This is a genomic window from Hymenobacter endophyticus, assembly GCF_032464715.1.
In the GTDB taxonomy this organism is placed as follows: Bacteria; Bacteroidota; Bacteroidia; order Cytophagales; family Hymenobacteraceae; genus Hymenobacter; species Hymenobacter endophyticus.
Genome location: NZ_JAWDJT010000012.1, coordinates 80646 through 106202, shown reverse-complemented (window position 1 = coordinate 106202; position 25557 = coordinate 80646). Strand labels below are relative to the sequence as shown.

At 60.5% G+C, this 25557-nt stretch carries 24 protein-coding genes; 11 read left to right on the top strand and 13 right to left on the bottom strand.

Features of this window, described 5'->3' with window-relative positions; genetic code table 11:
• Window positions 1–114: 114 nt before the first annotated feature.
• The 6 genes from ROI90_RS16790 (at window position 115) to ROI90_RS16765 (ending at window position 4737) form a co-directional block, all read left to right on the top strand.
• Window positions 115–1125: a TPM domain-containing protein gene (locus ROI90_RS16790; RefSeq protein ID WP_315999516.1), complete on the top strand. Its 1011-nt coding sequence runs from the start codon at window positions 115–117 to the stop codon at window positions 1123–1125.
• Window positions 1126–1575: 450 nt separating this feature from the next.
• Window positions 1576–1929, top strand: a complete 354-nt coding sequence (locus ROI90_RS16785) for a hypothetical protein (protein ID WP_315999515.1) — start codon at window positions 1576–1578, stop codon at window positions 1927–1929.
• Window positions 1930–1965: 36 nt separating this feature from the next.
• Window positions 1966–2211 (top strand): hypothetical protein, encoded by a 246-nt coding sequence (locus ROI90_RS16780; RefSeq protein WP_315999514.1) that lies wholly within the window; start codon window positions 1966–1968, stop codon window positions 2209–2211.
• 348 nt (window positions 2212–2559) lie between these two features.
• Window positions 2560–2946, top strand: a complete 387-nt coding sequence (locus ROI90_RS16775; protein ID WP_244535999.1) for a hypothetical protein — start codon at window positions 2560–2562, stop codon at window positions 2944–2946.
• Window positions 2859–3860, top strand: a complete 1002-nt coding sequence (locus ROI90_RS16770; RefSeq protein ID WP_139252471.1) for an IS3 family transposase — start codon at window positions 2859–2861, stop codon at window positions 3858–3860. Before ROI90_RS16775 ends, ROI90_RS16770 begins: the two co-directional genes overlap by 88 nt.
• A gap of 247 nt (window positions 3861–4107) precedes the next feature.
• Complete coding sequence (locus tag ROI90_RS16765; RefSeq protein WP_073288266.1) at window positions 4108–4737, top strand: recombinase family protein; 630 nt, start codon at window positions 4108–4110, stop codon at window positions 4735–4737.
• A gap of 123 nt (window positions 4738–4860) precedes the next feature.
• On the opposite strand, the gene ROI90_RS21195 is transcribed toward ROI90_RS16765, so the two are convergent.
• The 4 genes from ROI90_RS21195 to ROI90_RS16755 all read right to left on the bottom strand — a co-directional run bounded on the left by ROI90_RS21195 (window position 4861) and on the right by ROI90_RS16755 (window position 10182).
• The gene (locus tag ROI90_RS21195) at window positions 4861–6732 is read right to left on the bottom strand and encodes a T9SS type B sorting domain-containing protein (RefSeq protein ID WP_380230179.1); all 1872 of its coding nucleotides are present in this window, start codon (window positions 6730–6732) and stop codon (window positions 4861–4863) included.
• Between the two features lie 464 nt (window positions 6733–7196).
• On the bottom strand, window positions 7197–7637 hold the full coding sequence (locus ROI90_RS16760; RefSeq protein WP_073288270.1) for a hypothetical protein: 441 nt from the start codon (window positions 7635–7637) through the stop codon (window positions 7197–7199).
• 168 nt (window positions 7638–7805) lie between these two features.
• Window positions 7806–8270: a T9SS type A sorting domain-containing protein gene (locus ROI90_RS21190; RefSeq protein WP_380230178.1), complete on the bottom strand. Its 465-nt coding sequence runs from the start codon at window positions 8268–8270 to the stop codon at window positions 7806–7808.
• Between the two features lie 148 nt (window positions 8271–8418).
• Window positions 8419–10182 (bottom strand): M4 family metallopeptidase, encoded by a 1764-nt coding sequence (locus tag ROI90_RS16755; protein ID WP_315999513.1) that lies wholly within the window; start codon window positions 10180–10182, stop codon window positions 8419–8421.
• Between the two features lie 299 nt (window positions 10183–10481).
• Here ROI90_RS16755 and ROI90_RS16750 point away from each other — a divergent pair, with 299 nt between their 5' ends.
• A complete protein-coding gene (locus tag ROI90_RS16750; protein ID WP_315999512.1) occupies window positions 10482–11294 on the top strand; it encodes a hypothetical protein in 813 nt (270 codons plus the stop codon).
• 465 nt (window positions 11295–11759) lie between these two features.
• Here ROI90_RS16750 and ROI90_RS16745 read toward each other — a convergent pair whose 3' ends face one another.
• The 6 genes from ROI90_RS16745 to ROI90_RS16720 all read right to left on the bottom strand — a co-directional run bounded on the left by ROI90_RS16745 (window position 11760) and on the right by ROI90_RS16720 (window position 18455).
• A complete protein-coding gene (locus ROI90_RS16745; protein WP_315999511.1) occupies window positions 11760–11909 on the bottom strand; it encodes a hypothetical protein in 150 nt (49 codons plus the stop codon).
• Window positions 11910–12081: 172 nt separating this feature from the next.
• Complete coding sequence (locus ROI90_RS16740) at window positions 12082–13248, bottom strand: site-2 protease family protein (protein WP_315999510.1); 1167 nt, start codon at window positions 13246–13248, stop codon at window positions 12082–12084.
• On the bottom strand, window positions 13248–14312 hold the full coding sequence (locus ROI90_RS16735) for a prenyltransferase/squalene oxidase repeat-containing protein (RefSeq protein WP_315999509.1): 1065 nt from the start codon (window positions 14310–14312) through the stop codon (window positions 13248–13250). The genes ROI90_RS16740 and ROI90_RS16735 overlap by 1 nt, the downstream gene beginning before the upstream one ends.
• A 387-nt stretch (window positions 14313–14699) precedes the next feature.
• Complete coding sequence (locus tag ROI90_RS16730) at window positions 14700–15392, bottom strand: recombinase family protein (protein WP_315999508.1); 693 nt, start codon at window positions 15390–15392, stop codon at window positions 14700–14702.
• 413 nt (window positions 15393–15805) lie between these two features.
• Window positions 15806–16864 carry a response regulator gene (locus ROI90_RS16725; protein WP_315999507.1) on the bottom strand — a complete coding sequence of 353 codons (1059 nt, stop codon included), beginning with the start codon at window positions 16862–16864 and terminating at the stop codon, window positions 15806–15808.
• Window positions 16842–18455 carry a sensor histidine kinase gene (locus tag ROI90_RS16720; RefSeq protein ID WP_315999506.1) on the bottom strand — a complete coding sequence of 538 codons (1614 nt, stop codon included), beginning with the start codon at window positions 18453–18455 and terminating at the stop codon, window positions 16842–16844. The genes ROI90_RS16725 and ROI90_RS16720 overlap by 23 nt, the downstream gene beginning before the upstream one ends.
• A gap of 256 nt (window positions 18456–18711) precedes the next feature.
• On the opposite strand from ROI90_RS16720, the gene ROI90_RS16715 reads away from it, so the two are divergent.
• Window positions 18712–19035 carry a thioredoxin domain-containing protein gene (locus ROI90_RS16715; protein ID WP_315999505.1) on the top strand — a complete coding sequence of 108 codons (324 nt, stop codon included), beginning with the start codon at window positions 18712–18714 and terminating at the stop codon, window positions 19033–19035.
• A gap of 75 nt (window positions 19036–19110) precedes the next feature.
• Here ROI90_RS16715 and ROI90_RS16710 read toward each other — a convergent pair whose 3' ends face one another.
• The 3 genes from ROI90_RS16710 to ROI90_RS16700 form a co-directional block, all read right to left on the bottom strand.
• A complete protein-coding gene (locus tag ROI90_RS16710; protein WP_315999504.1) occupies window positions 19111–19413 on the bottom strand; it encodes a cupin domain-containing protein in 303 nt (100 codons plus the stop codon).
• A 62-nt stretch (window positions 19414–19475) separates the two neighbouring features.
• Window positions 19476–19862: a group III truncated hemoglobin gene (locus tag ROI90_RS16705; RefSeq protein ID WP_315999503.1), complete on the bottom strand. Its 387-nt coding sequence runs from the start codon at window positions 19860–19862 to the stop codon at window positions 19476–19478.
• 61 nt (window positions 19863–19923) lie between these two features.
• Window positions 19924–20397: a hypothetical protein gene (locus tag ROI90_RS16700; RefSeq protein WP_315999502.1), complete on the bottom strand. Its 474-nt coding sequence runs from the start codon at window positions 20395–20397 to the stop codon at window positions 19924–19926.
• Window positions 20398–20588: 191 nt separating this feature from the next.
• Here ROI90_RS16700 and ROI90_RS16695 point away from each other — a divergent pair, with 191 nt between their 5' ends.
• The 3 genes from ROI90_RS16695 (at window position 20589) to ccoN (ending at window position 25557) form a co-directional block, all read left to right on the top strand.
• Complete coding sequence (locus tag ROI90_RS16695; protein ID WP_315999501.1) at window positions 20589–23051, top strand: heavy metal translocating P-type ATPase; 2463 nt, start codon at window positions 20589–20591, stop codon at window positions 23049–23051.
• Between the two features lie 11 nt (window positions 23052–23062).
• A complete protein-coding gene (gene ccoS / locus ROI90_RS16690) occupies window positions 23063–23257 on the top strand; it encodes a cbb3-type cytochrome oxidase assembly protein CcoS (RefSeq protein WP_315999500.1) in 195 nt (64 codons plus the stop codon).
• A 107-nt stretch (window positions 23258–23364) separates the two neighbouring features.
• On the top strand, window positions 23365–25557 hold the full coding sequence (ccoN, locus tag ROI90_RS16685; RefSeq protein WP_315999588.1) for a cytochrome-c oxidase, cbb3-type subunit I: 2193 nt from the start codon (window positions 23365–23367) through the stop codon (window positions 25555–25557).

Sequence of the window (25557 nt, the reverse complement as noted above, 5' to 3'; positions counted from 1 at the left end):
CGAATCAGAGCGACTGTTGCCGGCTGATTCCCCGCCGCAAAAGTAAGAATACCAAGCGGATTAAGCAGCATTGAGAAAAATAAATATTAGTTTTGGATTAACTTTTGATGATGTATGAAGAGGATCTTACGCAGTCTGGTATTCCCGTTCGCGCTGGGTGCCCAATCCCTCCTTGCCTCCCCTACCGCCCCGGATTCCCTACGTACCGGCTACGTGGTGCGCGACTATGCGGCGGTCCTTCCGGCCCAGACACGGGCAGAGCTGGAGCAGCGGCTGATCCGCTACGCCGACAGCACCGGCGTTGAGCTGGCCGTGGTGACGGTGGCCAGCCTGCACGGCCGCGAGGTCGGCCAGGTCGGCGACAGTATCAAAAACGCGCTGGGGGTAGGCAATAAGCAGTCCCAGACGGGCATTCTCTACCTCATTGCCCCTGCTGAGCATAAGCAAAGTATCCGCGTCGGCCGCGGCATGGAGGCTTACCTGACGGATGCCGAGTGTCTGCGCATTCTGAACGCAACCCGCCCCAAGCCCAGCCAGGATTTGCCCGGCGCCATCCGGGCCCGTACGCTGGCCATCATCCGGCAGATAACTCCCGATCAGCCGCAGCTGGCCCTAGACCACGCCCAGGACGAGCAGATCCAGGAGGTGCTGCTGCAGGAGGAACCGAGGGAAAGGAATTACGCCGGCGTGGTCCTCTTCGGTCTGCTGGGAGTCGGGTGGGTGGTCATGATGATCCTAATCCGGCGAAACGAGCAGGAGTACGAGGCGACAGCAGATGAACTAAGCCGGCTGCAACAATCTCCGCGCAGCTTAGATCAGCCTGAACGTGCACCAGGTAAATGGCGGGAACGGAAGCGGATTAAGTTTCGCGGTAAATGGCGCGACAAAGCCTCGAAACGCACGGATGAGAAAGGGGCACCCACCAGACAGGAAAGCAGCAGTAGTAATGTGGTCAGTGCGCTGATTGTGGGCAGCCTGCTTTCCGATAACGACGAGGAACCCCGTCGTAGTAATCCCATCAGCTACGATTTTTTCAGCTCCAGCTCATCTGATTCCGGGAGCAGCTTCAGCTTTGGAGGCGACAGTGACTCGGGCGGCGGCGGGGCCAGTTCCAGTGACTGGTAGAAACCGGCCTGCTAAAGCGATAATCATTTCATTCTACTTGTCCATGCGAGCTACTGTTTCAATCTTATCAGGGTGCGCCTTGGTATTGGCTTTCTTCAGCCTGTTTTGCTTCTTCTTAAGGCCAGCAAACGCGTCTAACGACGCAACAAAGGCCATTCACGGGGCAGCTCTCAATGAGGATGCCGACATCGACCAAGCGGTCATACCAACCCCAAATGGCCGTCCCAATAGCTCATCCAACGGGCGTGGGTTTATCATCGTGCATGGTACCAATGCAGACTCAGTAAGCGCGCAGATAAACCGGCGGATTGACCAGGGCTTCGTTTTAGAAGGGGCGTTGTTTACTGAACGGATTGGGGCATCCGGCTTTGAGTATATCCAAGCTATGAGAAGCTATAGGAATTGAGGCCAGGCTTGTTTCCAATACCGAGGATGAAGTAAGAGGTCAGAATGAAAAACCTACTTACCACCATTCCCCAGCGGGGCGACTTGCGGCACTGGGCCGACGTCGAGAAGATACTCCAGGCGTGTGATAGTGAGGACGATTTCTGGACCTTCAGCTGCCGGCATTACCCCAGAGAAAGCGGGCCCGGGCAGGCGTGCTTTATGATTCACAGCGGGTTCATCCGGGGATACTTCACTGTGCTGGAGTTCACCGATACCGACGTGTTACGCCACGGGGCCGACCAGCAGAACGCCGAGGTGATTAGCGGCAAAAAAGTGGTGCTGGCTGTTTGGCGCTCTATCCCCCCTATCGCCCATACTGGCTTTCAAGGTTGGCGCTATACCGAGCTGCAGCCCTGATGATGGGCGTCAGGATTTTCACTTAATCATTCACGCATGAGCATTCAGGAACAGGAAAAGCTGCTCGACACGGGCTATATGCTGCTGGAACCGTTTGAGGCCAGCACCATCATTCGTAATCCTAGTAACACCGGGACCGTCAGAATTCACAAACCCGTTATCCGGGCCAAGTACGGGCCGCGCAGAACCTGGTACGTGCTGCAGCGCGGCTTTGCATCCAGCCAGCAGCGCGACGAGCACCTGCAGCGGCTACTGAAGCTGCCGAAATACGCGTTGGGGTAACGACCCAGCAGCTTCATGTAAGCATTTCGATACTAACTCAGCTACTATGCACATGGCACAATTTGAGCAGGATAAATACAGTAGAGATGTTGAAGACGTCGGCTTGGTTGGGTTGTTTCTCTCACTTGGGCTGAGCTGTTTCTACCCGGCGTATTATTACATGAGCTTCATTGTCGCAACCCTGGTGCTGGTGCTGGTAGCCACTACAGAGGGACGGGTTGTGTATACGCTTACCCATGCGGCCGAACGGCGGAAGTTTACGCCGCAAGGGGGCGAGGTGTACCGGTACATGAAGGGCCGGTACGCAGTGTCTTGTCCTAAAATAGGTTGACCATCACTCTCAGTCAGATGGAACACTTATTTCTGTTTCGCAAGCAGGCGCACGAGTTGAAAATGCGCCAGATGGTCGAGGAAATTACCTGCGGCCGGCATACGATTGAGTCAGCCATGAGCAAGTACCAGGTGCTCACCCGCTCGACCGTGACCAAGTGGCTGGAACGTGTCCGCCAGGAAGAGCAGGCCCGTACCCAAGCCATGGAAGACAATCTGAAAAAGCCGCCTACCACGCTCGTTGAGCACGTGGTGCAGCATGCGGATGCGCTGACCGGGCAGGTCAAGCAGTTGCAGAAACAGCTTGAACAAGCCGAATTGCAGGTGCTCTACTACAGAAACGTGATTCGCGTGGCCGAGCAGGAACTGGGCTTGAGCATCGAAAAAAAGTCCGCTACCAAGTAGTCCAGCTCCTGCGAGTAAGCTGTCCGCACTTTTGCCTGCGGCGGATCAGCGGAGTACTTGGCTTCAGCCGCCAGGCCTTTTATCAGCACCAAACGCGGCAGTGGAGCAGCGAAGAGCGTGAGCACTATGTGTTGGAGCAGGTCGCGCAGTTGCGCAAGGAGCACGGTCGGATGGGCGGCCGCAAACTCTACTACCTGCTGGAGCAGGACTTACGTCAGCAAGGCATCAAGCTGGGACGGGATGCCCTGTTTTCGCTGCTGGCAGCCCATAACCTGCTGATCCGAAAGCGCCGCCGCAAGGCCCTGACGACCTTCTCCCGCCACCGTTTCCGCAAATATCCCAACCTGATCCGGGACCTAACGCCGCTGCGGCCCAACCAAGTATGGGTGGCCGATATCACCTATTGGTTCACCCAGGCCGGCTGCCTGTACATCTCGCTGCTGACCGATGCCTATTCGCGCCGCATCATGGGCTTTGCCGTCGCCGATACGCTGGCCACGGTGCACGCGCGCCGTGCCCTGGAGATGGCCCTACGGCAGATCAGTAAACGGGCGGGGAGCCAGTTGATTCACCACAGTGACCGGGGCATTCAGTACTGCAGCCAGGAATATCTGGACACGCTGGCTCCCTTCCATATCCAGGTCAGCATGACGGAGAACTCTGATCCGCTGGAAAACGCCATTGCCGAGCGCGTGAACGGCATTCTTAAGCAGGAGTATCTGAGCCAGCAACCGGTCTACTCGCTGCGGGAGGCGGAGCAGCACCTGGAACAAGCCGTGTTTCTCTACAACTACAAACGGCCCCACCTGAGCTGCGACATGCAGAGCCCCAATCAAGCCCATGCCAGTTGGGGGCCGTTGGAGAGAAGATGGAAAAACTACTACAAACCGTCCACGCCAGTGAGCGCCGAATGAGCTAACTTAGGACTACCGCCAGAATGGTCAACTCAGAGGCGGACTACCACCAAACGGTCAACTTTTTTCAGGACGAGTCAAAAAAAGGAGGGTGGTCGGAAAACGCCCCTTTTCCGGTACCACCGGGCGCTGCCTAAGATCACGCCCCTAACCCAGCGAATGACGGTACCGGAAACTGGTTTCCGCAATCAAGATACCGTAAATTCGCATTTCGCCTCTTTCCGGTACCGCTCACCCTCCTTTTACTATGAAGAAACTCGGCTACGCCCGCGTCAGCACCCAGGAACAAGTGCTCGACCTGCAACTCGACGCCTTGCGCCACGCCGGCTGCGACGATATCTATACGGACACCGTTTCGGGGGTGCAGGCCCACAAGCCCAATTGGGAAAAACTGCTGGCGTATGCGCGAGCGGGGGATACCATCGTCATCTGGCGGCTCGACAGGCTGGGCCGCTCCACCAAGCACCTGATTGAAGTGGTTGAGGACCTGAGCCGTCGGCAGCTGCATTTGATTTCGCTGCACGACCCCATCGACACGACCTCGCCGGGCGGCCAGCTCGTGTTCCAGATTTTTTGCGCCCTGGCCGAGCACGAGCGCAACGTCCTCGTGCAGCGCACCCGCGCCGGGCTGCAGGCGGCGCGTGCCCGCGGCCGCCAGGGCGGACGGCCCCCGGGCTTGGCCCCACGCTACCAAAAAGTGGCCCCCGCCGTCAAGGAACTCTACGAGGCCGGCCAGCAGTCCACCCGCCAGCTGATGGCCTACTTCCAGATTGGCTCCCGCCGCACGCTCTACAAAATCCTGCGCTTTGCTGGCTGCCAGATTAATGAAAAGTCCATGGTGCCTACCAGCAAGGCGGGCGACGAGGCCTTACCGTAATTCTTTGTCCAGTCACTAACTCAACCCCGAATTGAACGTATGAAGCCGCCTTATTACAAGAATACTACATGGCAAGATTTCCTCTTCACTTCGTGACAAGAGAGATTAGTGTTAGCTGCAAGACTACCGGAGCACCTCTACCCAGCCTTTGACCTGCTGAGTGGACTGCGCGTGACGGAGTAAGTAAAAATACGTTCCATCCGCTAAGCCATCGGCACTCCAGTTCTGCTGGTAATTGGAAGTCTCATACACTTGTTTGCCCCACCGGTTATAAATAACGAGTGACCAAGGCACAGTACCAAGCCCTGTTACTTGTAGAGCGTCATTCTTCCCATCTCCATTCGGCGTGATGATGTTTGGAACGAATACGCTTTGGCGGCATTCATACAACCGAACGAGGATTGTGTCAGTGGCGCTACAGAAATCGGTAGAAACTCTCACCCAATAACGGCCGGAACGGTCGGGGGTGAACGTGGCCCCAGTAGAGCCGTCCTGCCACCGATACCGGACGCCGGGCAGGGTTGCGTCAAGCATGAAAGGCTGCTCTGGCGTACTGCACAAAGTGGTATCCCGGCCTAAATAGACAGTCGGAGGATCCAGGTAGAAAACCCTTACGGAATCTCGCGTACTGCACCCGGCCCCATTGGTGCCTTCAACCCAGTAAATACCAGGCTGATTTACAATTAAGGCGGAAGTTGTCACTCCATTTTGCCATCGGTAGCGTGTCCCTAGCTCAACCAACCGGGGCTGAAGCATTACCGAGGTCCCCACGCAGAGAACCGTATCAGCGCCTAACCGGACTCGAGGTACAGGTGCTGCCCGTATGCGTAGTGAGTCGCGGGTAGTACAGCCTGCTGCGCTAGTGACATCAACCCAATACCAACCAGTCCGGTCTGTGGTAATGGTAGCAGTAGTGGAACCATCCTGCCACCGGTAAGTGGCACCAACAGTTGTTGCATTCAATGTAAGCCTGCTGCCGGGGCACAGCGAAGTATCACGTCCGATGTTTACCTGCGGTAGAGGGAACACATCTACGTAGCGTCGCAAGGTGGAGATGTAGCCCCCCGGCAGTGACAAGGTAAGACTTACCAAATAACGCCCTGGAGCGGAATAGGTGTGCGTGGGTGCTAATAGGGAGGAGAGATTGCGGGGTCCGGACGCAGGATCCCCAAAATCCCACCTGACTGAATCAGGGGCATAGCTAGCCGGGAAGGCAAACGCAATAGGAGAGTTTTGGCACTTCCCTTTTAGGGTAAAGTGCCATAGGTCGCGCTGCACATAGGAAGGCAAACCTAGGGCAGACCGACGCCCGTTCAGGCTCACGCCTTGGTTTATATAGGCGCATGCCGTACCCAAGCTGTTTGGTTCCGTGATTACGCTCACGGCCTGGACGGTAGTGTTGGTGAGTGCCACGTAAATGCGACCATCCGGGCCGAGCTGTAGGGCACTGGGCGTACTGCCTGCTTGCCCCGGTGCCACCGGAATCGGCACCACCGAGGCACCTATATTGGCCGCAGTGAGGTCGTACTGGAAAAGCGCCCCAAAAAACGGGTCGGTCACGTACAGCCGGGTGCCGTCTGGCGAGAACTCCACCCCGTAGCTGGCGATACGGGCTGGAGGCAGCACCACTGGGTTGCTAATGCGACCAGTGGCCGGATCGAAGTCTAGCAATTCGACGCTGGGAATGCCTTGGGTCTGCTGGGGGTTGACGGTCCCGGCAGCTAGGGCGAGGCGACGTCCGTTCGGCGAGGCCTTAAGTTGGCCGATGGCCTGCACCCGCTGGTGAACAAACCCGTCGCGGCTCAGCACCGGCAAACTCACTACTCCCTGAGCGGTTAGCAGATAGACAAAGCACACGTCAGTATCGCGCTCGTGGCCAATCACCCACAGGTCGCGGCCGTTTGCATGAGGTACAGCAGCCACCCGCTCTGTGGAGGTTGGGTGCAGCAACACGTCGCGGCGGACCACCTCGCCCAATCCGCCCTGCCGGTCCATCTCCACAACAGAATAGCGGAATCCTGCACCTTGGCTTACCTCATCCGGCGAGAACAGATAATATACAGAGCGGCTGCCCGGTTGGGCCACCACTAGGCACTGCGTGGTAGATGTGTTACCCCGCAGACTGGCGCCGCCCGCCATCACTTGGTGCTGCCGGTTCCAGACGGTAACCCCATTGGTATAGAACAGCAGGTTGCCAAGGCTATCTGCCCTGCTGCTGCATCCTTCATCCGAATCAAGAGCCCCGTTGGTCAGAGCCACGGGCTCCCCGGCCCGAAAGTCTAGGCCGGCCTGTCGCCCAAAGTACCATTGCGATGCCTCCAGCTGGGCGTGGGCGCACCAGCTCAGCAAAACGCCTAGTCCCGTAAGCAAGCAGCGCCGCAGACAGGAAACCACTCCATGGGGCAGGGCCAACAACAGCTTTGCGCAGGTCGGAAGCATTAGTTCGTCGGACTGGGATGTTAGCGGCGCTTGACAACAAGCACCACACGCTTATCCTTTTTTGCTACGTCCGTCGTTTTCGGGTAGGGTGTGACTTCCTGCAGCACGATTGTATACTGTCGCCCGTTGGCCTGCACCGCCGTCGAATCGACACTACTGGAGCGCCCTTCCAGTTGCAAGGTTAAGACCTGACCCGTGCCGTTCTGGTCCCGGACGCCAAGCACGGTTTGCACATCACCCGGTTGCAAGCAATTCACTCCCTCAGGGCAGCGGGTGTCCACCACGTCATCGACCGTGACAGTCAGTTCCGGAGTACCCTGATTGGGCAAGGCCGCGCGTTGCTGGTAGCGCAATGTTACCGACTGGTTGAACGCCGCATCGATGCTAGGGGCCACGGCGGCTTCTTTCTTGCATCCGGCTAGACACCAGAGGCTGGCCATCAAAATACAGAGTGATTTCATATGAGCGGGGGTTAATTGAAGCCATTGACCTGGCTTCAAAAGCGTGATTTATTTCCGGTGATAATGGTTGCGTCGCCGGTCTAGCTGGTAACTTATAAGTACCACCACGCATGATTTACGCGGCAGTACTTATAAGTTAACGCGCTTTAGCGAGAAGCCAGCCAATTCCTAACGGCTAATCTGAATGCGTTTTGCCGTCGTACCCGATGTCGTCGCGATGGTTACGATAAAGGAGCCAGCTGGTAGCTGGGACACATCAAGAGAAACCATTCGCTGCCCAGGCGCAACTTGCTGAATGTGGAGTGTTCGACCCAGCATGTCCTTAATGCTGACCGTAGTAGGAGTAGCGGTTGGTACAGCCAGGTCCAAGGTCATGAAGGCGTCAGCCGGATTGGGGAAAACAGCAACCTCTTGGCCGGTCGCCCCGCCACTTGCCGCTTGCTGCTGCCGCTGCTGAACCTGTATTTCACATATCTGCCCCGGCGGGCAATAGGGAGGCTGGGGATTGCATATTAGGGTGCTGAGCGAATAGTAGCGCCAAACGTTGGCTGCCGGATTTGGGTACTGAACGTAAACACTGAGCGTGGCCGCATCAGCATACGAGGGTATCTGGGTTAAAACGGCATAATCCACTTGCCCGATTTGCGAGAAACCGAAAGCTGGGTTATCAACCGACCAGGTCTTCGTGGCTCCCGGTGAGGTTTGCACCCGGTACTCAGCGTATACACTGGACCCATTCTCGACGCAAAACTGCGGGGAGCCAGTGATTTGGGCGGCGCAATTAGGGGATGTACTGCTCCCGACGCCCCACGGCTGCCCAAGCGTTAGTAGTGGCAATAACCTCGATCGAGCAGGCCCCGTACAGATCTGTCGCGGCCTGAATGGCTCCGGCACGTGCGTTGGCGTAGTTTGAATTAGACCCCAGATAGCGGGTGAGGTTACGGTAGGCAATACGGGCCGCCTTGTCCTCACCGATTGCGGGAATGTAAACACCGGAGCTAGGTGCTGCCCCTACTGAGAGCAGATAGAACCAGCGATTCTGCACACCACCATTCCGATGCGGTCCACCGCCGAAATCCCAGCCATCTCCTTGATACACCTGTGCTTGTGAGGTGAACGGATCCACCTCGCGAGCGAAAGCGCGCCCCAATCCGGCATTGGCTCCTACCCGCCAGTCGTGGTTATTTGAATTGTTGTAGCGCTCGACCATTTCGCCGAAAATGTCGCCGAACGATTCGTTGAGCGCATCTGCTTCTCCACCGTCCAGACCAGCCGAGGTTTTTACTACCCCGTGAGTGAACTCATGGGCCATGACGTCTGTCTCGGCTAAGCTTCTACCATTTGCGCCATTCCGGTACCAGCGCCCAACCACGATGTAATCGGCATCATTCAGCTGGTAGTAATAGGCATTGTTTTGGAGGTTATTCACTGCCACGCGAATGTCACGGTTGCGATTGGCAGGCCCGTTGCGCCCATATTCGGTTTTAAAGAAGTAGTGGGCAGCTTGAACTCCGTAATGGGCCGTAGCGGCCGACTTTGCTTTAAAATCCCAGTTCCAATTAGTGTTCAGCGCGTTGTTCTCGCTGCCACTGGCCGTAATAAAGTACCCGTTGGCAAACTCGCTGGCCGAAGAGCCTGTGCCATCACTGTATTTAGTGTAGATATAGCCCCCGCGGCAAAAGTCCTGGAGCTTAAAGTTATTTGAGTTGCTATCCCACCAAGTGCCTACATACCGGTTGCCGTTATACCAGGTATCAACTTGATTATCTTGGCAGCTACCATTGCTCATTAACGAGGAAATCCGCAGCAAGCGGCCCGTAATAGCATCGATGTATACCGCCTCGTAAGCTTCCGGATCCAACCGCATGATGTCAAAGCGGTAGGCTAAGCGATGGATAGTACCCTCGGCGTTACCGTCATTGGCTGTTAGGGCATATAGTATTTGCCCCTTCGGATAATTGGTGGCTGAGGAGTCGCGCTTGGAGATGCGTAATTGTTGTTCTTGGCGCAGGTCCTGCCATAGGTATCGCTTGGCTGGAACATTGGCCAATGCCGTCGCAAGCGCCTGGCTCTCCGTCACGGCCGGAACTTGCGGGGAGGGGAGCGTCTGAACCAGTCGCCCGTTAGCGAAAAGTGACTTTTCCGCTTTTCCGTAAATACTGAAGTCTGCTCCTTGGACAGGCCATTTTCCGTGGTACTGAGTGTATCGGTAACGGGTGATGCCCAACTCGTCAGTCAACGCCTCAGTAGCTTGGAGTTCATCCGCTGATCCCAAACCAAGCGCTTCCTTGTGTTTGCCTGCAATCTCTTGGGGCTTTTCCTTTAATGTTTCCTTAAAAAGGATCCAGCCGTCAGCTCTCACCTCCTTTGCTAACTGACTGATTTTCTCTTTTGGATAGGGCGCGGTGACTCCTTTTCTGGCCTGGAACTGCGCCATACTGGAATGCACACTCAGACTTAACAAGCCACCTACCAGCAGGGTAAGTTTCGGGGGTCGGAGTGCAAACAAACGCATTGATAAACAGCATTTGGTAGAAGTAAGCATGAAGGGATTGGGTTAGGGTGAAGAAAGAAATGATGAAGTTTTCAGCAAAATATTTCGACAACCCTGCTACCACTTTGCAACTTGGTATGCAAAAACAGATGTATCAAAACACAAAAAAGCCAGCTCCGCACCTTCCTGGAGAGGAAGGCGACGCGAATGCTGGCAATAGGTGTGCAGGATAAGGGAGCGGAGTAGAGGCTCGAAAGTATTAACTATTTCTATTACAATAACTATTTCATATAAATATTTAACAACTTATTATCCTGCTACCTCATGGCTTGGTGGAGATAAGAGCAATTATGAACTACAGAGACCGCACAATCCGCAAAAGCGATTTTTGGACCAAACTTTTAAGACAGGCCAATGATCTGCTTGCTCGTTCTCTTGGCTTCACGATGACCTATAAGCGGCCTGATTTTACAGGTAGAGTGCCCAAAGTGAAAGACATTGTAATTAGTCCGGCAGGGTGTTATACCTGCAGGGGATCAATCGTGGATCTGAAAATCGATTCTGCGCGTGTTCGTCCTTCGCTTACTTATGCAATGACCTGTGAGCGTAAAATATTTACTACCCCACAAAAGCTTTTAGGCACAAACAATACATACGTACGCGCCTCGGAAGCCCTTATAAAAATTGAAACAGATATGGGTGTTTACTCTGTTAGGATCCCTCCTATCTATAGCAATCCAGAGCTGAATGCTAATGTTGGAGAAATCATAGCATCTATGCTTTCACCGGAACAGTTTACGCAGGCGTATGGGCTCGGTTGGGTGCTAGCTGATGGGCGAGCGGTACCAGAAAACAGCCGCTACAAGTCATTCGTGGGCCCTAGTGTTCCGGATCTTCGTGGGGTATTTCTACGGGGACGCAACTATAATCGTGATCCGAACACCGGTAATCCAGATAATGATAAAGAGCCGGGAGCTTATCAGGCTGACGAGCTAAAATCGCATGATCACGGGTATGCCCTTTATAATGACAAGATCCCTCGTACCGGAGGTTCAGTTTATGACATCTGGCGCAACGATAAACCAGCGCGCACAACTGCCACTGGCGGTCTAGAAACGCGACCCCGGAACGTGACGGTTAATTACTACATCAAAATTGATTAAAGCCGTTCTCGTGTAATCAGTTTTTTTAGGTGCTGGCCAGATGAATAAGTGATTAATCTACCTGCGCATCACTACACGGCACAGCTTTTCGACAGATTACTTGTTTTCAATACATGTTCAGAAACAGAAGAAGCGTCGGCCCGAGGGCCGACGCTTCTTGTTTGTTGAGTAAGTCCTGCCCCACAACCGGAAGAACTTACTCGCGTGGATAAGGGCAGGCTTTATTTCTGGTCGGGGGAGCCTTTTTCCACGTCGCCCGTGCCCAGGCTGGACCAATACTGATTTTCCAGGCGGGCGGGCAGCTCTTCGGTAGAGAACTGTTTGGTCGAATCTTCCATAAGTGAAAAGTGATGAAGGAAAGAGGTGAAAAAATGAAGCCTGAGGCAGCAGCGCGGGCCGGCACCGGCAGCTGATCAGGATACGCGTACTCGATGCACCGTGGGGCCTAACGGGCGGTAGACCGCGCTACTGCTGGCGCGGGGCCGGTACTTCCTCCTTGGTCGTATCCAAGGTGGCGTCCCAGTGCTGATTTTCGAGGCGGGCCGGCAGCAGTTCCGTGGTGAACTGCGGGGCCTGCTGCTCGGCAGCGGGCGGCGGCCAAGAGGGCTTGCTCATGCTGGTAGGGAAATAGGTGAGGAAATGGCGGGTTGAGCGCTTGGCAACAGGCCGGCTAACCCGCTTCAGGCCGGTGCTGCATCGTGCGGGAAGGGACTGCAACCGGTGACACGATGGATAAAAGTAGTTGTTTCGATACCTAATCAAAAGTTAATTTTTATTTCGTCTATAATTAATTTTTAATCAGCCGTTTCAGTTGCCGCATTGCCCACTTGAGGGCCTGCAGCAGCAGCCGGCCCAGGATCAGGCAAAATACCAGGGCGGGCAGGTCGCCGGGGCTGAGCCGGGGCCATTGCCCGGCCAGCAGCTGGCGGCCGGCCAGCACCAGGTGGGCCGGCAGTTCGGGCAGGCGATGGCTATAGCGCAGCAGGGCCAGGCCCAGCAGCAGGGAAGTGGCCGCGCCGTTGGCCAGGCCGTAGGCCAGCAACGCCCACTGCGGGCGGGACTGGGGCCAGAGGCCCTGCAGCGTCTGCCGCAGTTGCTGCCGCGCATTTTCCATGAGCAGCGGTTGCCCCGTAAAATCAGCGAGCAGCCAGTACCCGTCGTGCCGGCTGAAAATGTTGAACTGCCACCAGGCCATCACGATGATGGTCACGACGGCGGGCAGCAGCGCGGGCCAGCCGCCTGCTACGGCAACGCCGGCCAGCGCCAGCGCGAATACCAGTTGGGTGACAATGCCGGCGGCGTTGGCAATGAGCCGCTGTTGCGGCGGGGCCTGCCAGATGGCCGTCACGTCGGCGTAGAATGCCGGCAGCAGATACAGGTACAGGCCGACCCCGATGCCGCCGTGCCGGATACCGACCCGGGAGCAGGCGGCGATATGGCCCAGCTCGTGCACCAGCGACGACAGCAGCAGTAACGCCACCAGCAGCCCGCCACCGGCCGCCGCGTGGGTAGTAGTGCCGGCCGTCAGGTGCGCCGCCTGCCAGGCCACCAGGGGGCTCACCACCAATAGCAGCGGCAGCAGCCAGCGCAGCACGGCATAACCGAGCAGCGGCTGCAGCACCGTGGCCAGCCGCCCGGCCACGGGTGCCGGCAGCAGCTGCCAGCGCACGGGTAGCGGATCGGGCGGCAGCGGCCGGAGCGGTGTTTCGTCCTGCGCCAGCACACCCAGGCCCGCAAACTGATCGTGAATCAGGTCGGCAAACTCGGCGGGTGAGTACGCGCCGCCGAATTCGGCGTTGAAACGCGGTAGGGCATACTCCGGGTGGGGCACGTCGCGCAGCAGCTGCAGCAGGCGGTAGCTGGCCTCGCTCAGTAACGCATGACGGCCGCTGGGGGTACGCAGCACCCAGCGGCCGTCTCCGAACGGTGTTGTTTCGAGATGGGATACGAGCATCAGGCGGCTTGCTGGAGAACTTGCCGCTGGTAGTAGGCCCGCAGGGCACTGTAGGCCGCGGCCGTCGTGAGCACGCGGTTGTGATCGACGAGCACCACGTTCAGGCCGAAGGGGGAAGGGTTGGCCGGGGCAAGTGAATCCGGTTGCTGGGCGGCCGGCTCCGGCAGGCGCAGCAGCGCCGTGGCGGGCCAGCTGCCATCGGTCATTTGCTGACTCACCAGCCAGGCGGCGGCCGCTTCCAGAGGCGGGCTGTCCGCCTGATCAGGGCCGGCCAGCAAGGCCTGCAGAACCAGCGCCGTGTAATAGGCACTGGGCCGGCCCTGAACGTGCCAGCTGCCGTCGGCCTGCTGGCCGGCCAGCAGCCACCGGCTTGCCCGTTGCACGGCCGCATGGTGGGCCGGCGTGTTGCCCAGGGCCAGCACCGCGTAGGCCGTACTGAAAAGGGGGCTCGACCACCAGTAGGCCGGCCAGCTGCCATCCGGCTCCTGCCGGGTCAGCAGCCACGCGCAGGACGCGGCATAGGCGGCCGTGCAGGCGGAAAATTCGCGCAGAACCCACGCGTTCAGGGCCGTGATACAGGCATGGGTACTGGTCCAGCCGCTCAGGTCCTGTTCTTCCCGGCCGCCCAGTTGTTGGCGCAGTGCGGCCACGTCGCGGTAAGCAACCCACCCGCCGTCGGCGTCCTGGTAATCCAGCCAGGCGCGGGGAGTTGCAACGGGTTGGTGCGCGCTGCTGCGCTTCTGCAGGCGCAGGCCCAGGGCCAGGGTTACGCCGGGCAGTAGGCGGCCGGGCTGCTGCTCGATGGGAAACAAGCTGTCGCTGGCTTCTACCGCCAGACCGGGCCGGTCAACGTCGTCACAGAGGAGCGCGCCGGCATACGCCGTTACCAGGTACTGGCTGTCGGCCTGATCCGTGAGCAGATCCAGCCACCGGCCCTGCGGGGTGCGGCTGGCCCCGAGCTGCTGCCGGCACCGGCTGAGTGCCCCGGGTACCAGGTCGCGGGAGAAGGCAGGGCGGTCGGGAAAGAAGAGCTGGTCGCTTTTAGTGCGTTGTTGCGCGTGCAAGTCGGCGTGTAGCACCGCCTGGCGCTGCTGGCGCCGCGCACTCTGGAGCAGCTGACCGGTAACGGTGGCCAGTTCGGCCAGGCCGTGCGTACGGCAGAGCTGCTGGGCCTGGCGGAAGTGCTGCTGGGCCCGGTCGTAGAGCCCGGAAGCCGTGCGCGAGGAATGAAACAGAAACTCCAGCTCCGACGGACTCAGCGCGGCGGCCGGCCGGTCGGATTGCGCCTGATGGGCCTGCTCGGTCAGGTAGTGGGGTCCTCACAGAAAACGGAATAAATAGCACGTTAAGGAATTTCACGTCTGTCATCGGTGGTATCACACGCGTGGGTTTTTGCTGCGGCTGAAACGCCCTCCCTACACGTCGGGGTCGGCAAGCAGATGGGCTGCTGGTTACGTTGGTTTTGTGGCGACCCGGACCAGGAGCCGACGAACCGTGGCCAAGTGAAAGGCCTTGCCCCGGCGGGTGCGGTAGCCGGCCTCGTTGAGTTCGCGGGTAATCTGGGTCAGGTTGTGGCCTTGCAGCTGCAGCAGCGTTGCTACACGGCTGGCCTGTTTGTTGGCTTGGTTGTCCCGGGCGTTCTGCTGGCGCACGGCTAAGCCCCGTTGCCGGGCCGCGGCCGTCAGGTTGGCCGGCGTGCCCAACGTGGCCCCCCGTGCCTTCTTGGCGGTGAGCGCGTCCTTAGTCCGCTTGGAGATGGTCTCCCGCTCGTGCTGGGCCAGCACCGCGAACAAGCCCACGGTAAGCGTATTCGCGTCGGGCATGTCGCAGCAAATAAATTCCACCCCCGCGTCGCGTAGGGTGAAGATGAAACCGGCGTTGCGCGAGAGCCGGTCCAGCTTGGCGATGAGCAGTACCCCGCCCGCCTGTCGGGCCGCCGCGATGGCGGCCAGCAGCTGAGGCCGGTGGTTCTTCTTGCCGCTCTCGATTTCGACGTACTCACCGCGCAAGGCAGTCGGGTCCGCCACGAAGGCGCGAGCCGCTGCCCGTTGAGCCTCTAAGCCCAAGCCCGACGCACCCTGCTTCTGCGTTGAGACCCGGTAGTAGGCAAAGTAGTGACGGGCTGGTGAAGACGAAGTACGCATATAGAAGGAGCAAAAACCGGCGTTTCCGGCAAAGTTAACGTTTTCCAAACGCTCGTTTAAAAAATGTTAGCTTGTCTTTTTTTCGCTGATTCTACTGTAGATACCATCGTGCCCGTCGGATGATGAATGGTTGCACCGGGTTTTTCTACCGGAAAGAGAATGCCCTGGCTTGGATGACCAGGCCATATCAGGATTACTGAAAGGGCAGGTGTTGGCTCGAGTGTTTCTGGGTGTTCGTCCATTTCAACAGCGCCGAGTCGTACAGCTTACTGATGGTGCGAAGCCTTTTTCTGACCACTGCTAGCTGAAGAAATTTTCGAACTGATTTTGCCGGTTTTTCAAAGAATTCATAACTGCCTAGACAAGTTGCTGGCTTGTTTACTGAAACGGGGATATAAATGTGAAAACCCATCCTACCAATTGCTGCCGCGCAGCTTGTCGGAGTGCAGCACGCGGATGAACTTGTTGGTGAGCTCGATAATGCCTTCCTGGCGGAACTCGCTCAAAATGCGGCTCAGCGACTCCGGGGCGGTGCCGATGAGGGCGGCCAGGTCGTCGCGGGTGAGTTGAATGAGGGGGTCGGCCGGAGTGAAAGCGGATTGCTGGGCGTGCAGGTGCAGTAGCGCGTCGGCCACGCGCTTGCGCAGCGAGTTGTAGGCCAGGTCCAGGAGTTGTTCGTCCTGCTGCTGCACCCGGCCCACGAGCAGGCGCACAAACTGGTGGCTCACCTCGGGGTTGCGCAGCAGCAGCAGCGTGAAGTCGGCCGCCGGAATGTAGAGCAGGGTGGTGTCTTCCACGGCCACTGCCGTATCGTGATGGGGCGTGCCGGCCAGCAGGGCCTGGTAGCCAAAAAACGCGCCTTCTTCGTGAATTGCCGTAATCAGCTCCTTGCCCGTGGCCGTGGTTTTGCTGGTTTTCACCCGCCCGCGCTGCACGAAGTAGAGGCGGGTAGCCTCGTCGCCTTCGGCGTAAACGAGCTGCTTGCGGGGCACGGCATGGGGGCGGCGCTCGGCGGTCAGGGCTGCCAGGCCGCCGGCCTGCTGCGCATCGCGCAGAAAGGAATCCAAGCCGGTGGGCGTAGGCGCGTACTCCGGCTTGAGGTGCTGGAACCGGGCCAGGCGGCCGGCAATGGCGCTGAGCAGCTCCGAGTCGTCGAAGGGCTTGGTGAGGTAGTCGTCGGCGCCCAGCTCCATGCCGCGGCGCAGGTCGGTACGCTCGGTTTTGGCGGTGAGGAAAATGAACGGGACGCCCGCCAGCTGCGGGTTTTGGTTGAAGATGTGCAGCACGCCGTAGCCGTCGAGCACGGGCATCATGATGTCGCAGACCACCAAATCCGGCTTCGTCGCCAGGGCTTTTTCCACGCCCATCTTGCCGTTTTCGGCCGTGAGCACCTGGTAGCCGGTCATTTCCAGGATTTCGGCGGTGTTTTCGCGGATAAAGTCGTTGTCCTCAATCAGCAGAATGGTCTTCATAGGGAATGGTAATGATGACGGTGGTGCCCACTTCCAGCGCGCTTTGCAAGGCAATGGTGCCACGCATCAGCTCCAGGTAGCGGGCCACGATGTAGAGGCCCAGGCCGGTGCCGGGCAGGTTAGCGGCGTTGCGGGCCCGGAAAAACCGCTCAAACAAGTGCTCCTGGTCTTCGGCCGAAATGCCCACGCCCTGGTCCTGCACCGTGAGCACGAGCTGGCCGGCGGCGCAGACGGCACGCACCGTCACCACCGCGTTTTCGCCGGAGTATTTCAGCCCGTTAGACAGCAGATTGACCAGGATTTTGCGCAGCAGCGAGGGGTCGAGCCACAGCGGGGTCGGGCAGCTCACCTCCGGCCGGATAACCTGACCGGGCTTGCGCAGGCCCTCCACATCGGCGATGGTGTCGTGCAGCAGCGCAGGCAAATCGAGGCGGGCCGGCCGGGCCTGCACCTTGCCTTCCTCGATGCGCCCCACCGAGAGAAACTCTTCCAGGATGTCGTTCAGGTGGTTCACCGACTGCCTGATGCGCTCCAAGTGGCGCCGGCGCTTGTCCTGCTGCTCGGTGGCCGGGTATTTCTCAATCAGCGCGGCCGAGGTGAGCACGGCTGTGAGCGGGGTGCGAAACTCGTGCGAGGCCATGCTCACGAAGCGCGATTTCAACTCGCCCAGTTCCTGCTCGGCGGCCAGGGCCTGGGCCAGTTCTTCCTTGCGCTGCTCCAGCTGCTCGAGGGTGGTCATCAGGGCGTGGGTGCGGTCGGCCACTTTTTGCTCCAGGTCGGCGTTGAGGCGCTCCACGCGCTGGCGCTCGGCCACCAAGGCTTGTTGGGCGGTCTTTTTGTCGGTGATATCGATAACGTAGGACACCACGAACAACGCTTCATCGAGGTGGAAATAGCTCAGGCTGATTTCGGCCGGAAACACCGACCCGTCGCGGCGCCGGCCGTGCAGCTCGCCGCGGTGGGCACTCAGCGCCCGCACTTGGGGGTTGGCATTGTAGGAGGCGCGCAGCTGCTCGTGGCTGCGGCTCGGCAGGGGCGGCACCAGCCGGTCGATGCCTGACCCTTCCAGCTCGCCTTCCGCGTAGTCGAACTGCTGGTGGGCCATCCGGTTGGCCGACACGATGATGCCGGCGCGGTCGCACACGAGGATGCCGATGGTGGCGTTGGCCACCACGGCCTCGAAACGGCGGTGACTTTCGGCCAGCTCGCGCTCCACCTGCCGCAGGCGGCTAAGCTCGCTGAGGCGCACCAGGAAATACGGGCTCCCTTCCACTGCAAAAGGCGTCAGCTCGATGCGCGCCAGAAAGGCCGGGCCGTCGGGCGGCCCGACTTCGGTTTCCACTTCCTGCCGGCCCTGGGTCTGGGCCTGCTCGCAGAGCCGCACCCAGTCGGCGTCGGAAAAGGCCGGGGTGCGGAGGGCCCGGCCCGGTTCGGCCAGCAGGGCCGCCTCCGAGGCATAGCCCAGCAGCTGCACGCCGGCGGGGTTCACCCGTGTGAAGCGCCCTTCGCGGGCCTCGTACACGCCCACAAATTCCGAAGCCTGATTCAGGAAAACATCAATCAGGGCGCGGGCAAACGGGTCGTGGGGCATGGCAAAGGCCGCAAGCGGCGGTAAAAGTCATAGAGCAGCCACTGGGCGAAAGGACCCTCTGAGCCTCTAAAGTACCTGGTCAAACGATTAGCCCACTCCGAAGGGTTTGCTAATTGCCTGCCCGGCGACCTGTTTATGCCTAGCCAGGCCCGCCAGCGGCGGCGATGATAAAGGTCAAGCCCGAACTTGAGGAGGCTCATGGGAGCCGCTGGTCGCGAAAAGTAATTTTACGGCAACTCACTACACGTATCCGCTAATGGCGCCTGTTTCCTCCTTGCCCGCTCCGCCACCCGCTCCGGCCGTGCTGCTGATTCTGCTGCCGCCGGCCGCACTGGGCGACGCCTTGCCCACGGCCCTCACCAGCGCCGCCCTGCGGGCGCTGCAAAGCCGGCTGGGCCCGGCCATCCGGGTGCTGAAGGTAGACGAAGCCAGCCACCCGGCCGTGGTGCGCAGCTTCGGTACACCCGCGCTGCCGGCCTGCGTGCTGGTGCGGCAGGGCGTGGAGCTGTGGCGACACGAGGGCCTGCCCGAAGACGAAGCCCAGGTAACGCACCTGCTGGAAGCCGCCGGGACGACCTAAATCCCGGCTGCCCGTTGGCGGCCCGCTGGAAAATGGCAGGCGATAAAACGGACTGTCGGGGAAAACACGGGCTTATTAGAGGTAGATGAGAACATGCGCGGCCTGCTGGCAGCGCAGCCCGTGCTCGGCCCCGGCGGGGAAGATGACGTAGTCGCCGGCCACGTAGGTTTGCGGCTGGCCGCCAACGGTGATGACCATTTCGCCGGAGAGCACCACCACAAACACGTCGTGCGGGGCGTGGTGCGGGGCCATGCCCTGGCCGGGCTCGAAGCTTTTGCGCAGCACGCGGTGGCCGTCGCGCTGGAGCAGCACCTGGGTGGGCGTTTCAGTGGCGCGCGGGTGGGTGCCCGCGAGCAGGCTGCCGTTGCTGAATTCCATAAGGGTAGGGGATGAATGGGGGATGAAAGGAAGCGGCTGGCTGCTTCGGTTTGCTGGGGTATTCAGAGCACCGACAACCGGCCGGGCTGCAGGCGCGTTTCGAACACGTGGGCAATGCTTTGAGCGCGGAGCTTGGCTTCGGCCGCCACCGGGCCGGCAAACAGCTCGTCCACGGTCCGGTGAAAAAGGGCCAGCCACCGCTCAAAGTGCGCGCCGCCGATAGGCAGCGGGATATGCTTGCGAAACGGCTGGCCCCGGTAGCGCGCGGTGTGCAGGAGCAGGCCACTCCAGAAGTCGTACATCCGGGGCAGGTGGGCGGCCCAGTCGACGCGGGCAAACTCGTTGAACACGGGCGCCAGCAGCGGGTCGGCATTCACTTTGTCGTAGAAGGTGTCCACCAGCGTTTTCACGTCGGCTTCGGTTTGAATATCGGGGCGGGAATCGGGCATAGCGAAAGAAAAAGAGCCAACTGGCCTGTCGGGCTCCCGGCAGGCCGGGGTAGCGCGGGCGTCAAAAGCCGGTTGGGGAAGCCAGGCGGGGCGGCGGGCGGTGCAGCGCCAGGTAAGCCAGCGTGCCCGTGCCGAGCACCAAGCAGAGCTTGACCGCCTCCACGCCGATGTAAAGCAGGTGCAGGGAGCTGGCCGGCGGGGGGTGGCCATGGAGTAGGGCCTCGGCCCGCACATCCAGGGCCGGCAGCAGCCAAAAGGTTTGGAGCAGCAGCACCGCCGCCAGCAGAACCAGCGCCCCGCCGACCCGCCCCGGCACGCGCAGGTAAATGGCGCAAACGGCGGCCCCGGCACAGAGCCCGATTTCCACCTTGTTCAGGGCGTGGAACACCACCCGGCCGATGCCCACGCCCAGGGCCAGGGTGATGTGTGGGGCCGTAAATTTGAGCGGCGCTTCCAGAAAGGAGATGCCAATTATCAGGCCGGCCCATAGAAACAGGGTGGCCACCAGCACGAGGGCAAAAGGCGGACGCATCATGGCGTGCAACGGGGAGAAGTTGGCGGAAGGCGTGAGTGGTTCCGCCCTGGCAGCGGTAGGCGGCCAGCAGCACAAAGGTGAACAGCCCCCGCCGGACCCGCCCTGACAACAATCAAGCGGGGGGTTGATACTCGTCAAGGTTTCCGAAAGGGCCGGCCCGGAGCTTTGTGGCTGCACCTGCCAAGTCCACCGTGTCCGCTACCGTACTTGAACTGCCTGCTACCCGCCTGGCCTGCGCCCACTGCGGCGAAGCGTGCCCGCCGGAGCCGCTGCTGGCCGAAAAGCCCTTCTGCTGCGCCGGCTGCCGCACCGTGTACGAGCTGCTCGACGCCCATAACCTCTGCACCTACTACCGCCTCGACGCGCAGCCCGGCCTGAAAGTGAAGGCCGTGGAGCTGTCCGGCCGCTTCGACTACCTTGACTCGGAAGCCGTGCAGGCGCAGCTACTCGCGTTTCGCTCGCCGGAGCGGGCCCGCCTCACGCTGGCCATCCCGCAGATGCACTGTACGTCCTGCATCTGGCTGCTCGAGCACCTGCCCCGGCTCAACCCCGGCATCGTGGAGGCGCGGGTGCAGTTTCTGCGCAAGGAAATCACCATTACTTACCTCCCGGCCGAAACCAGCCTCAAGGCCGTGGTGCAGCTGCTGGCCTCGGTGGGCTACGAGCCGCAGATTACGCTGGCCGAGCTGGGCGCGCAGCCCCACCGCGCCGGTCGCACGCTCTACTACCAGCTGGGCCTGGCCGCCTTCGCCTTCGGCAACGTGATGCTGCTGGCCCTACCCGAGTACTTCTCGTTTGTGGAGGAATTGCAGGCCGGGTTCGGATACTTTTTTGGCCTGCTGAGCATGGTCCTGGCGTTGCCGGTGCTGCTGTACAGTGCCCGGCCGTTCTGGCACTCGGCGGGGCAGGGGCTGCGGCAGCGCTACATCAACCTCGATTTCCCCATCAGCCTAGGGCTGTTGTCGTTGTTCTGCGTGAGCACGTTTGAGGTGCTCACGGGGCGCGGACCGGGGTACTTCGACTCGTTCACGGGCCTGGTGTTTTTCATGCTGATTGGTAAGTGGGTGCAGCAGCACACCTACGACGCCCTGCGCTTCGACCGCGACTTCACTTCTTACTTCCCGGTAGCCGTTACTCTGCTCACGCCCGCCGGCGAGCAATCCATCTCGGTGAACGAGCTGAAGCAGGGCCACCGCATCCGGGTGCGGCACCAGGAAGTGGTGCCCGCCGATGCCGTGCTGCTGCGCGGCGCGGGCCAAGTGGACTACTCCTTCGTGTCGGGCGAGAGCACGCCGGTGGCCCGCGCCTCGGGCGAGCTGGTGTACGCCGGCGGCCGGCAGCTGGGCGAAGCCATTGAGCTGGAAGTGGTGCGCGAAGTCAGCCAAGGCTACCTCACCCAGCTCTGGAACAACCCGGCCTTCGCCAAGGAGGCAACTCACCGCACCCTGGAAACCTACGCCAACCGCGTGGGCCGCTACTTCGTGGCCCTCACGCTGCTGCTGGCGGCCGGCACACTGGCCTATTGGGCCCCGCGCGATACGGCCCTGATGTGGCGGGCCTTCACCTCGGTGCTGGTCATTGCCTGCCCCTGCGCCTTGTCGCTGGCCACGCCCTTCGCCCTGGGGGCCGCGCTGCGGGTGCTGGGCCGCCACCAGCTGTATCTGAAAAACGCCGCCGTCATCGAAACGCTGGGCCGCGCCGATACGCTGATTTTCGACAAAACCGGCACCCTCACCGACACGGCACAGGCCGAAGTGCACTACCACGGCCGGCCCCTCTCGGCCCCCGAAAAGCAGCTGATTGCCACCGCTGCCGCTCAGTCCACGCACCCGCTGAGCCAGCGCCTGGCGCACGAGCTGCCGGCCACCTCCCTGGTGCTGGCCACCTGCCGCGAAGTGCCCGGCCAGGGCGTGGCCGCTACGGACGCGGCCGGCGGCACGGTGCGTCTGGGGGGCCAGGAGTTCGTCAATGTCACCCCCTCCGACCGGACGGCTGAAAAAGCCGTCGGACCAAAAGAACCGGAACAGCCGGCTTCGACCCTGGCGCCCGAAACGCGGGTGTACGTGGCCCTGAACGACGAGCTGGCTGGCTACTTTACCTTTCACAACGTGTACCGTCCGGCCCTGCCGGCGCTGCTAACCCAACTGGGCCGCCGCTACCGGCTGGCGGTGCTTTCCGGCGATACCGAAGCCGAAGGCCCCCGCCTGCGGGCACTGTTTGGCGCGGACGCGGCGCTGCATTTCCGGCAGTCGCCGGCCGATAAGCTGGCCTACATCGCCGCTGAGCGCGCCCAGGGCCACACCGTGGTGATGGTGGGCGACGGCCTCAACGACGCGGGCGCGCTGCGGGCCGCCGACGCCGGCCTGGCCCTCACCGACCAGCTCACCAACTTCTCGCCCGCCTGCGATGCCATCCTCGATGCCGGGGCGTTTGGGCAGTTGGCCGCGTTTCTGAGCTTTTCGCGGGCCTGCCTGCGGGTGGTGCTGGTCACGTTTGGGTTGTCATTCTGCTACAACGGCTTCGGGCTGGCGCTGGCGGTGCAGGGCCGGTTCACGCCCATTGTATCGGCCATTCTCATGCCCATCAGCTCGCTGAGCGTGATGGTAGCAGCGACCCTGCTGGTGGGCTGGGCGGCCCGGCGCCATCGGCTATAAACCGGCTTTTTATGACCATTATTTTTCCGCTGATTGGTATCAGCCTGCTCGTGGCCCTGCTGTTTCTGGGTGGCTTTCTCTGGGCCGTGCGCAGCGGGCAGTACGACGATGCTTACACGCCCTCGGTGCGGATGCTGTTCGATGACGTGCCCGACGAACCGGCCGACCCGGACGAACCAAGGAGCGGCGAAAAGCCGCTTGGTTGAGATTAATCAAGTGCGGGCTTGACCGCCGTCATGCCGCCCGAAAGGGGCTTGCAGGACCTTTGGAGGAGTAAACCACTAGCTTCTTTTTGCTCATGCAAGCCACCCCCATGCCGCCTCTTTCCGCCGACGAGCCGCAGGTTCCGAGCCGGCTCAGCCAGGCGGTCGACACGTTTTTCTACGACAACCAGATTGTCCGCAATTTCGGCCTGGCCACCGTATTCTGGGGCATTGCCGGCATGCTGGTGGGCATCCTGGCCGCCTTCGAGCTGGCGCAGCCCGCCGTGAACATGAACACGGCCGTCACCACCTTCGGCCGCATCCGGCCGCTGCACACTAACGCGGTGATTTTCGCCTTCGTCGGCAACGGCATCTTCATGGGCGTGTACTACTCGCTGCAGCGCCTGTGCAAAACGCCGATGTACTCCAAGGCCCTGAGCAAGATTCACTTCTGGGGCTGGCAGCTCATCATCCTCAGCGCCCTGATTTCCTTGCCCCTGGGCTTCACCACGAGCAAGGAGTACGCCGAGCTGGAATGGCCCATTGACATTGCCATTACGGTGATTTGGGTGGTGTTCGGCTGGAACATGTTCGGCACCATTGCGCGGCGGCGCGAGCGGCACCTGTACGTGGGCATCTGGTTCTACATCGCCACGTTCATCACCATCGCCGTGCTGCACATCGTCAACTCCATGGAGCTGCCGGTGAGCTTTATGAAAAGCTACTCCATGTACGCCGGTGTGCAGGACGCGCTGGTGCAGTGGTGGTACGGGCACAACGCGGTGGCTTTCTTCCTGACCACGCCCTACCTGGGGCTGATGTACTACTTCCTGCCCAAGGCGGCCGGGCGGCCGGTGTACTCCTACCGCCTGAGCATCATCCACTTCTGGTCCTTGATTTTTATCTACATCTGGGCCGGGCCGCACCACTTGCTGTATACGTCCTTGCCCGACTGGGCCCAGAGCCTGGGTGTGGCGTTCAGCATTATGCTGATTGCGCCCAGCTGGGGCGGTATGATTAACGGGCTGCTGACGCTGCGCGGCGCCTGGGACAAAGTGCGCGAGGAGCCGGTGCTCAAGTTTCTGGTGGTGGCCATCACGGCCTACGGCATGGCCACCTTTGAAGGCCCCATGCTGAGCCTTAAGAACGTGAACGCCATTGCCCACTTCACCGACTGGATTGTGGCCCACGTGCACGTGGGGGCCCTGGGCTGGAACGGCTTCCTGACCTTTGCCATGCTCTACTGGCTGTGGCCGCGCCTCTACCGCACCGAACTGTACTCCAAGAAGCTGGCCAACATCCACTTTTTGATTGGCACCATCGGCATTCTGGTGTACGCGCTGCCCCTGTACTGGGCCGGCTTCACGCAGGGGCTCATGTGGAAGCAGTTCAACGCCGAGGGCATGCTGCAGTACCCCAACTTCCTGGAAACGGTGCTGCAAATCGTGCCCATGTACTACCTGCGCGGCATCGGCGGGGTGCTCTACCTGGCCGGCGCGCTGCTGATGACCTACAACCTGTTCAAGACGGCCCAGGCCGGCGCGCTGCTGGCCGAGGAGAAAGCCACGGCCCCCGCGCTGCTGCCCGCCGCCGAAGACCCGCACGCCGACGCCGACCACTGGCACCGCTGGATTGAGCGCCGCCCGTTTCAGCTGGCGTTCTGGGCCACCGTGGCCATTGCCATTGGCGGCATTATCGAGATGGTGCCCACCTTTCTGGTCAAAAGCAACGTGCCCACCATCGCCTCCGTCAAGCCCTACCGGCCCCTGGAGCTGGAAGGCCGCGACCTCTACATTAAAGAAGGCTGCTCGAACTGCCACACCCAGATGGTGCGCCCGTTCCGCTCGGAAACCGAGCGCTACGGCGAGTACAGCAAAGCCGGCGAGTTTGTGTACGACCGGCCCTTTTTGTGGGGCAGCAAGCGCACCGGGCCCGATTTGCACCGCCTGGGTGGCAAATACCCGCACTCCTGGCACTACAACCACATGCTGGACCCCACCAGCATGTCGCCCGGCTCCATCATGCCGCCCTACCCCTGGCTGTATGACAACACCATTGACTACAGTACCCTGCCTACCAAAATTCGGGTGCTGCAACAGTTGGGCACACCTTACCCGGCGGGCTTCGACCAGCAGGCCGAGGCCGATGCCCGCGCCCAGGCCGACGGCATCGTGCGCGACCTGAAAAAGGAGGACATCGAGGTGAAGTCGGACAAAGAGATTGTGGCCCTGATTGCCTACCTCCAGCGCTTGGGCACCGACATCAAAGTGAAGCCCGAGCAGGCCGCCGCGGCCGCCCAGTAA

What these genes read in the sequence shown, in the direction of transcription:
- ROI90_RS16790 (WP_315999516.1), top strand. Translation starts at nt 115, where the DNA reads ATGAAGAGGATCTTACGCAGTCTGGTATTCCCGTTCGCGCTGGGTGCC.
- ROI90_RS16785 (WP_315999515.1), top strand. Translation starts at nt 1,576, where the DNA reads ATGAAAAACCTACTTACCACCATTCCCCAGCGGGGCGACTTGCGGCAC.
- ROI90_RS16780 (WP_315999514.1), top strand. Translation starts at nt 1,966, where the DNA reads ATGAGCATTCAGGAACAGGAAAAGCTGCTCGACACGGGCTATATGCTG.
- ROI90_RS16775 (WP_244535999.1), top strand. Translation starts at nt 2,560, where the DNA reads ATGGAACACTTATTTCTGTTTCGCAAGCAGGCGCACGAGTTGAAAATG.
- ROI90_RS16765 (WP_073288266.1), top strand. Translation starts at nt 4,108, where the DNA reads ATGAAGAAACTCGGCTACGCCCGCGTCAGCACCCAGGAACAAGTGCTC.
- ROI90_RS21195 (WP_380230179.1), bottom strand. Translation starts at nt 6,732, where the DNA reads ATGGACCGGCAGGGCGGATTGGGCGAGGTGGTCCGCCGCGACGTGTTG.
- ROI90_RS16760 (WP_073288270.1), bottom strand. Translation starts at nt 7,637, where the DNA reads ATGAAATCACTCTGTATTTTGATGGCCAGCCTCTGGTGTCTAGCCGGA.
- ROI90_RS16755 (WP_315999513.1), bottom strand. Translation starts at nt 10,182, where the DNA reads ATGCTTACTTCTACCAAATGCTGTTTATCAATGCGTTTGTTTGCACTC.
- ROI90_RS16750 (WP_315999512.1), top strand. Translation starts at nt 10,482, where the DNA reads ATGAACTACAGAGACCGCACAATCCGCAAAAGCGATTTTTGGACCAAA.
- ROI90_RS16745 (WP_315999511.1), bottom strand. Translation starts at nt 11,909, where the DNA reads ATGAGCAAGCCCTCTTGGCCGCCGCCCGCTGCCGAGCAGCAGGCCCCG.
- ROI90_RS16740 (WP_315999510.1), bottom strand. Translation starts at nt 13,248, where the DNA reads ATGCTCGTATCCCATCTCGAAACAACACCGTTCGGAGACGGCCGCTGG.
- ROI90_RS16730 (WP_315999508.1), bottom strand. Translation starts at nt 15,392, where the DNA reads ATGCGTACTTCGTCTTCACCAGCCCGTCACTACTTTGCCTACTACCGG.
- ROI90_RS16725 (WP_315999507.1), bottom strand. Translation starts at nt 16,864, where the DNA reads ATGAAGACCATTCTGCTGATTGAGGACAACGACTTTATCCGCGAAAAC.
- ROI90_RS16720 (WP_315999506.1), bottom strand. Translation starts at nt 18,455, where the DNA reads ATGCCCCACGACCCGTTTGCCCGCGCCCTGATTGATGTTTTCCTGAAT.
- ROI90_RS16715 (WP_315999505.1), top strand. Translation starts at nt 18,712, where the DNA reads ATGGCGCCTGTTTCCTCCTTGCCCGCTCCGCCACCCGCTCCGGCCGTG.
- ROI90_RS16710 (WP_315999504.1), bottom strand. Translation starts at nt 19,413, where the DNA reads ATGGAATTCAGCAACGGCAGCCTGCTCGCGGGCACCCACCCGCGCGCC.
- ROI90_RS16705 (WP_315999503.1), bottom strand. Translation starts at nt 19,862, where the DNA reads ATGCCCGATTCCCGCCCCGATATTCAAACCGAAGCCGACGTGAAAACG.
- ROI90_RS16700 (WP_315999502.1), bottom strand. Translation starts at nt 20,397, where the DNA reads ATGATGCGTCCGCCTTTTGCCCTCGTGCTGGTGGCCACCCTGTTTCTA.
- ccoS (WP_315999500.1), top strand. Translation starts at nt 23,063, where the DNA reads ATGACCATTATTTTTCCGCTGATTGGTATCAGCCTGCTCGTGGCCCTG.
- ccoN (WP_315999588.1), top strand. Translation starts at nt 23,365, where the DNA reads ATGCCGCCTCTTTCCGCCGACGAGCCGCAGGTTCCGAGCCGGCTCAGC.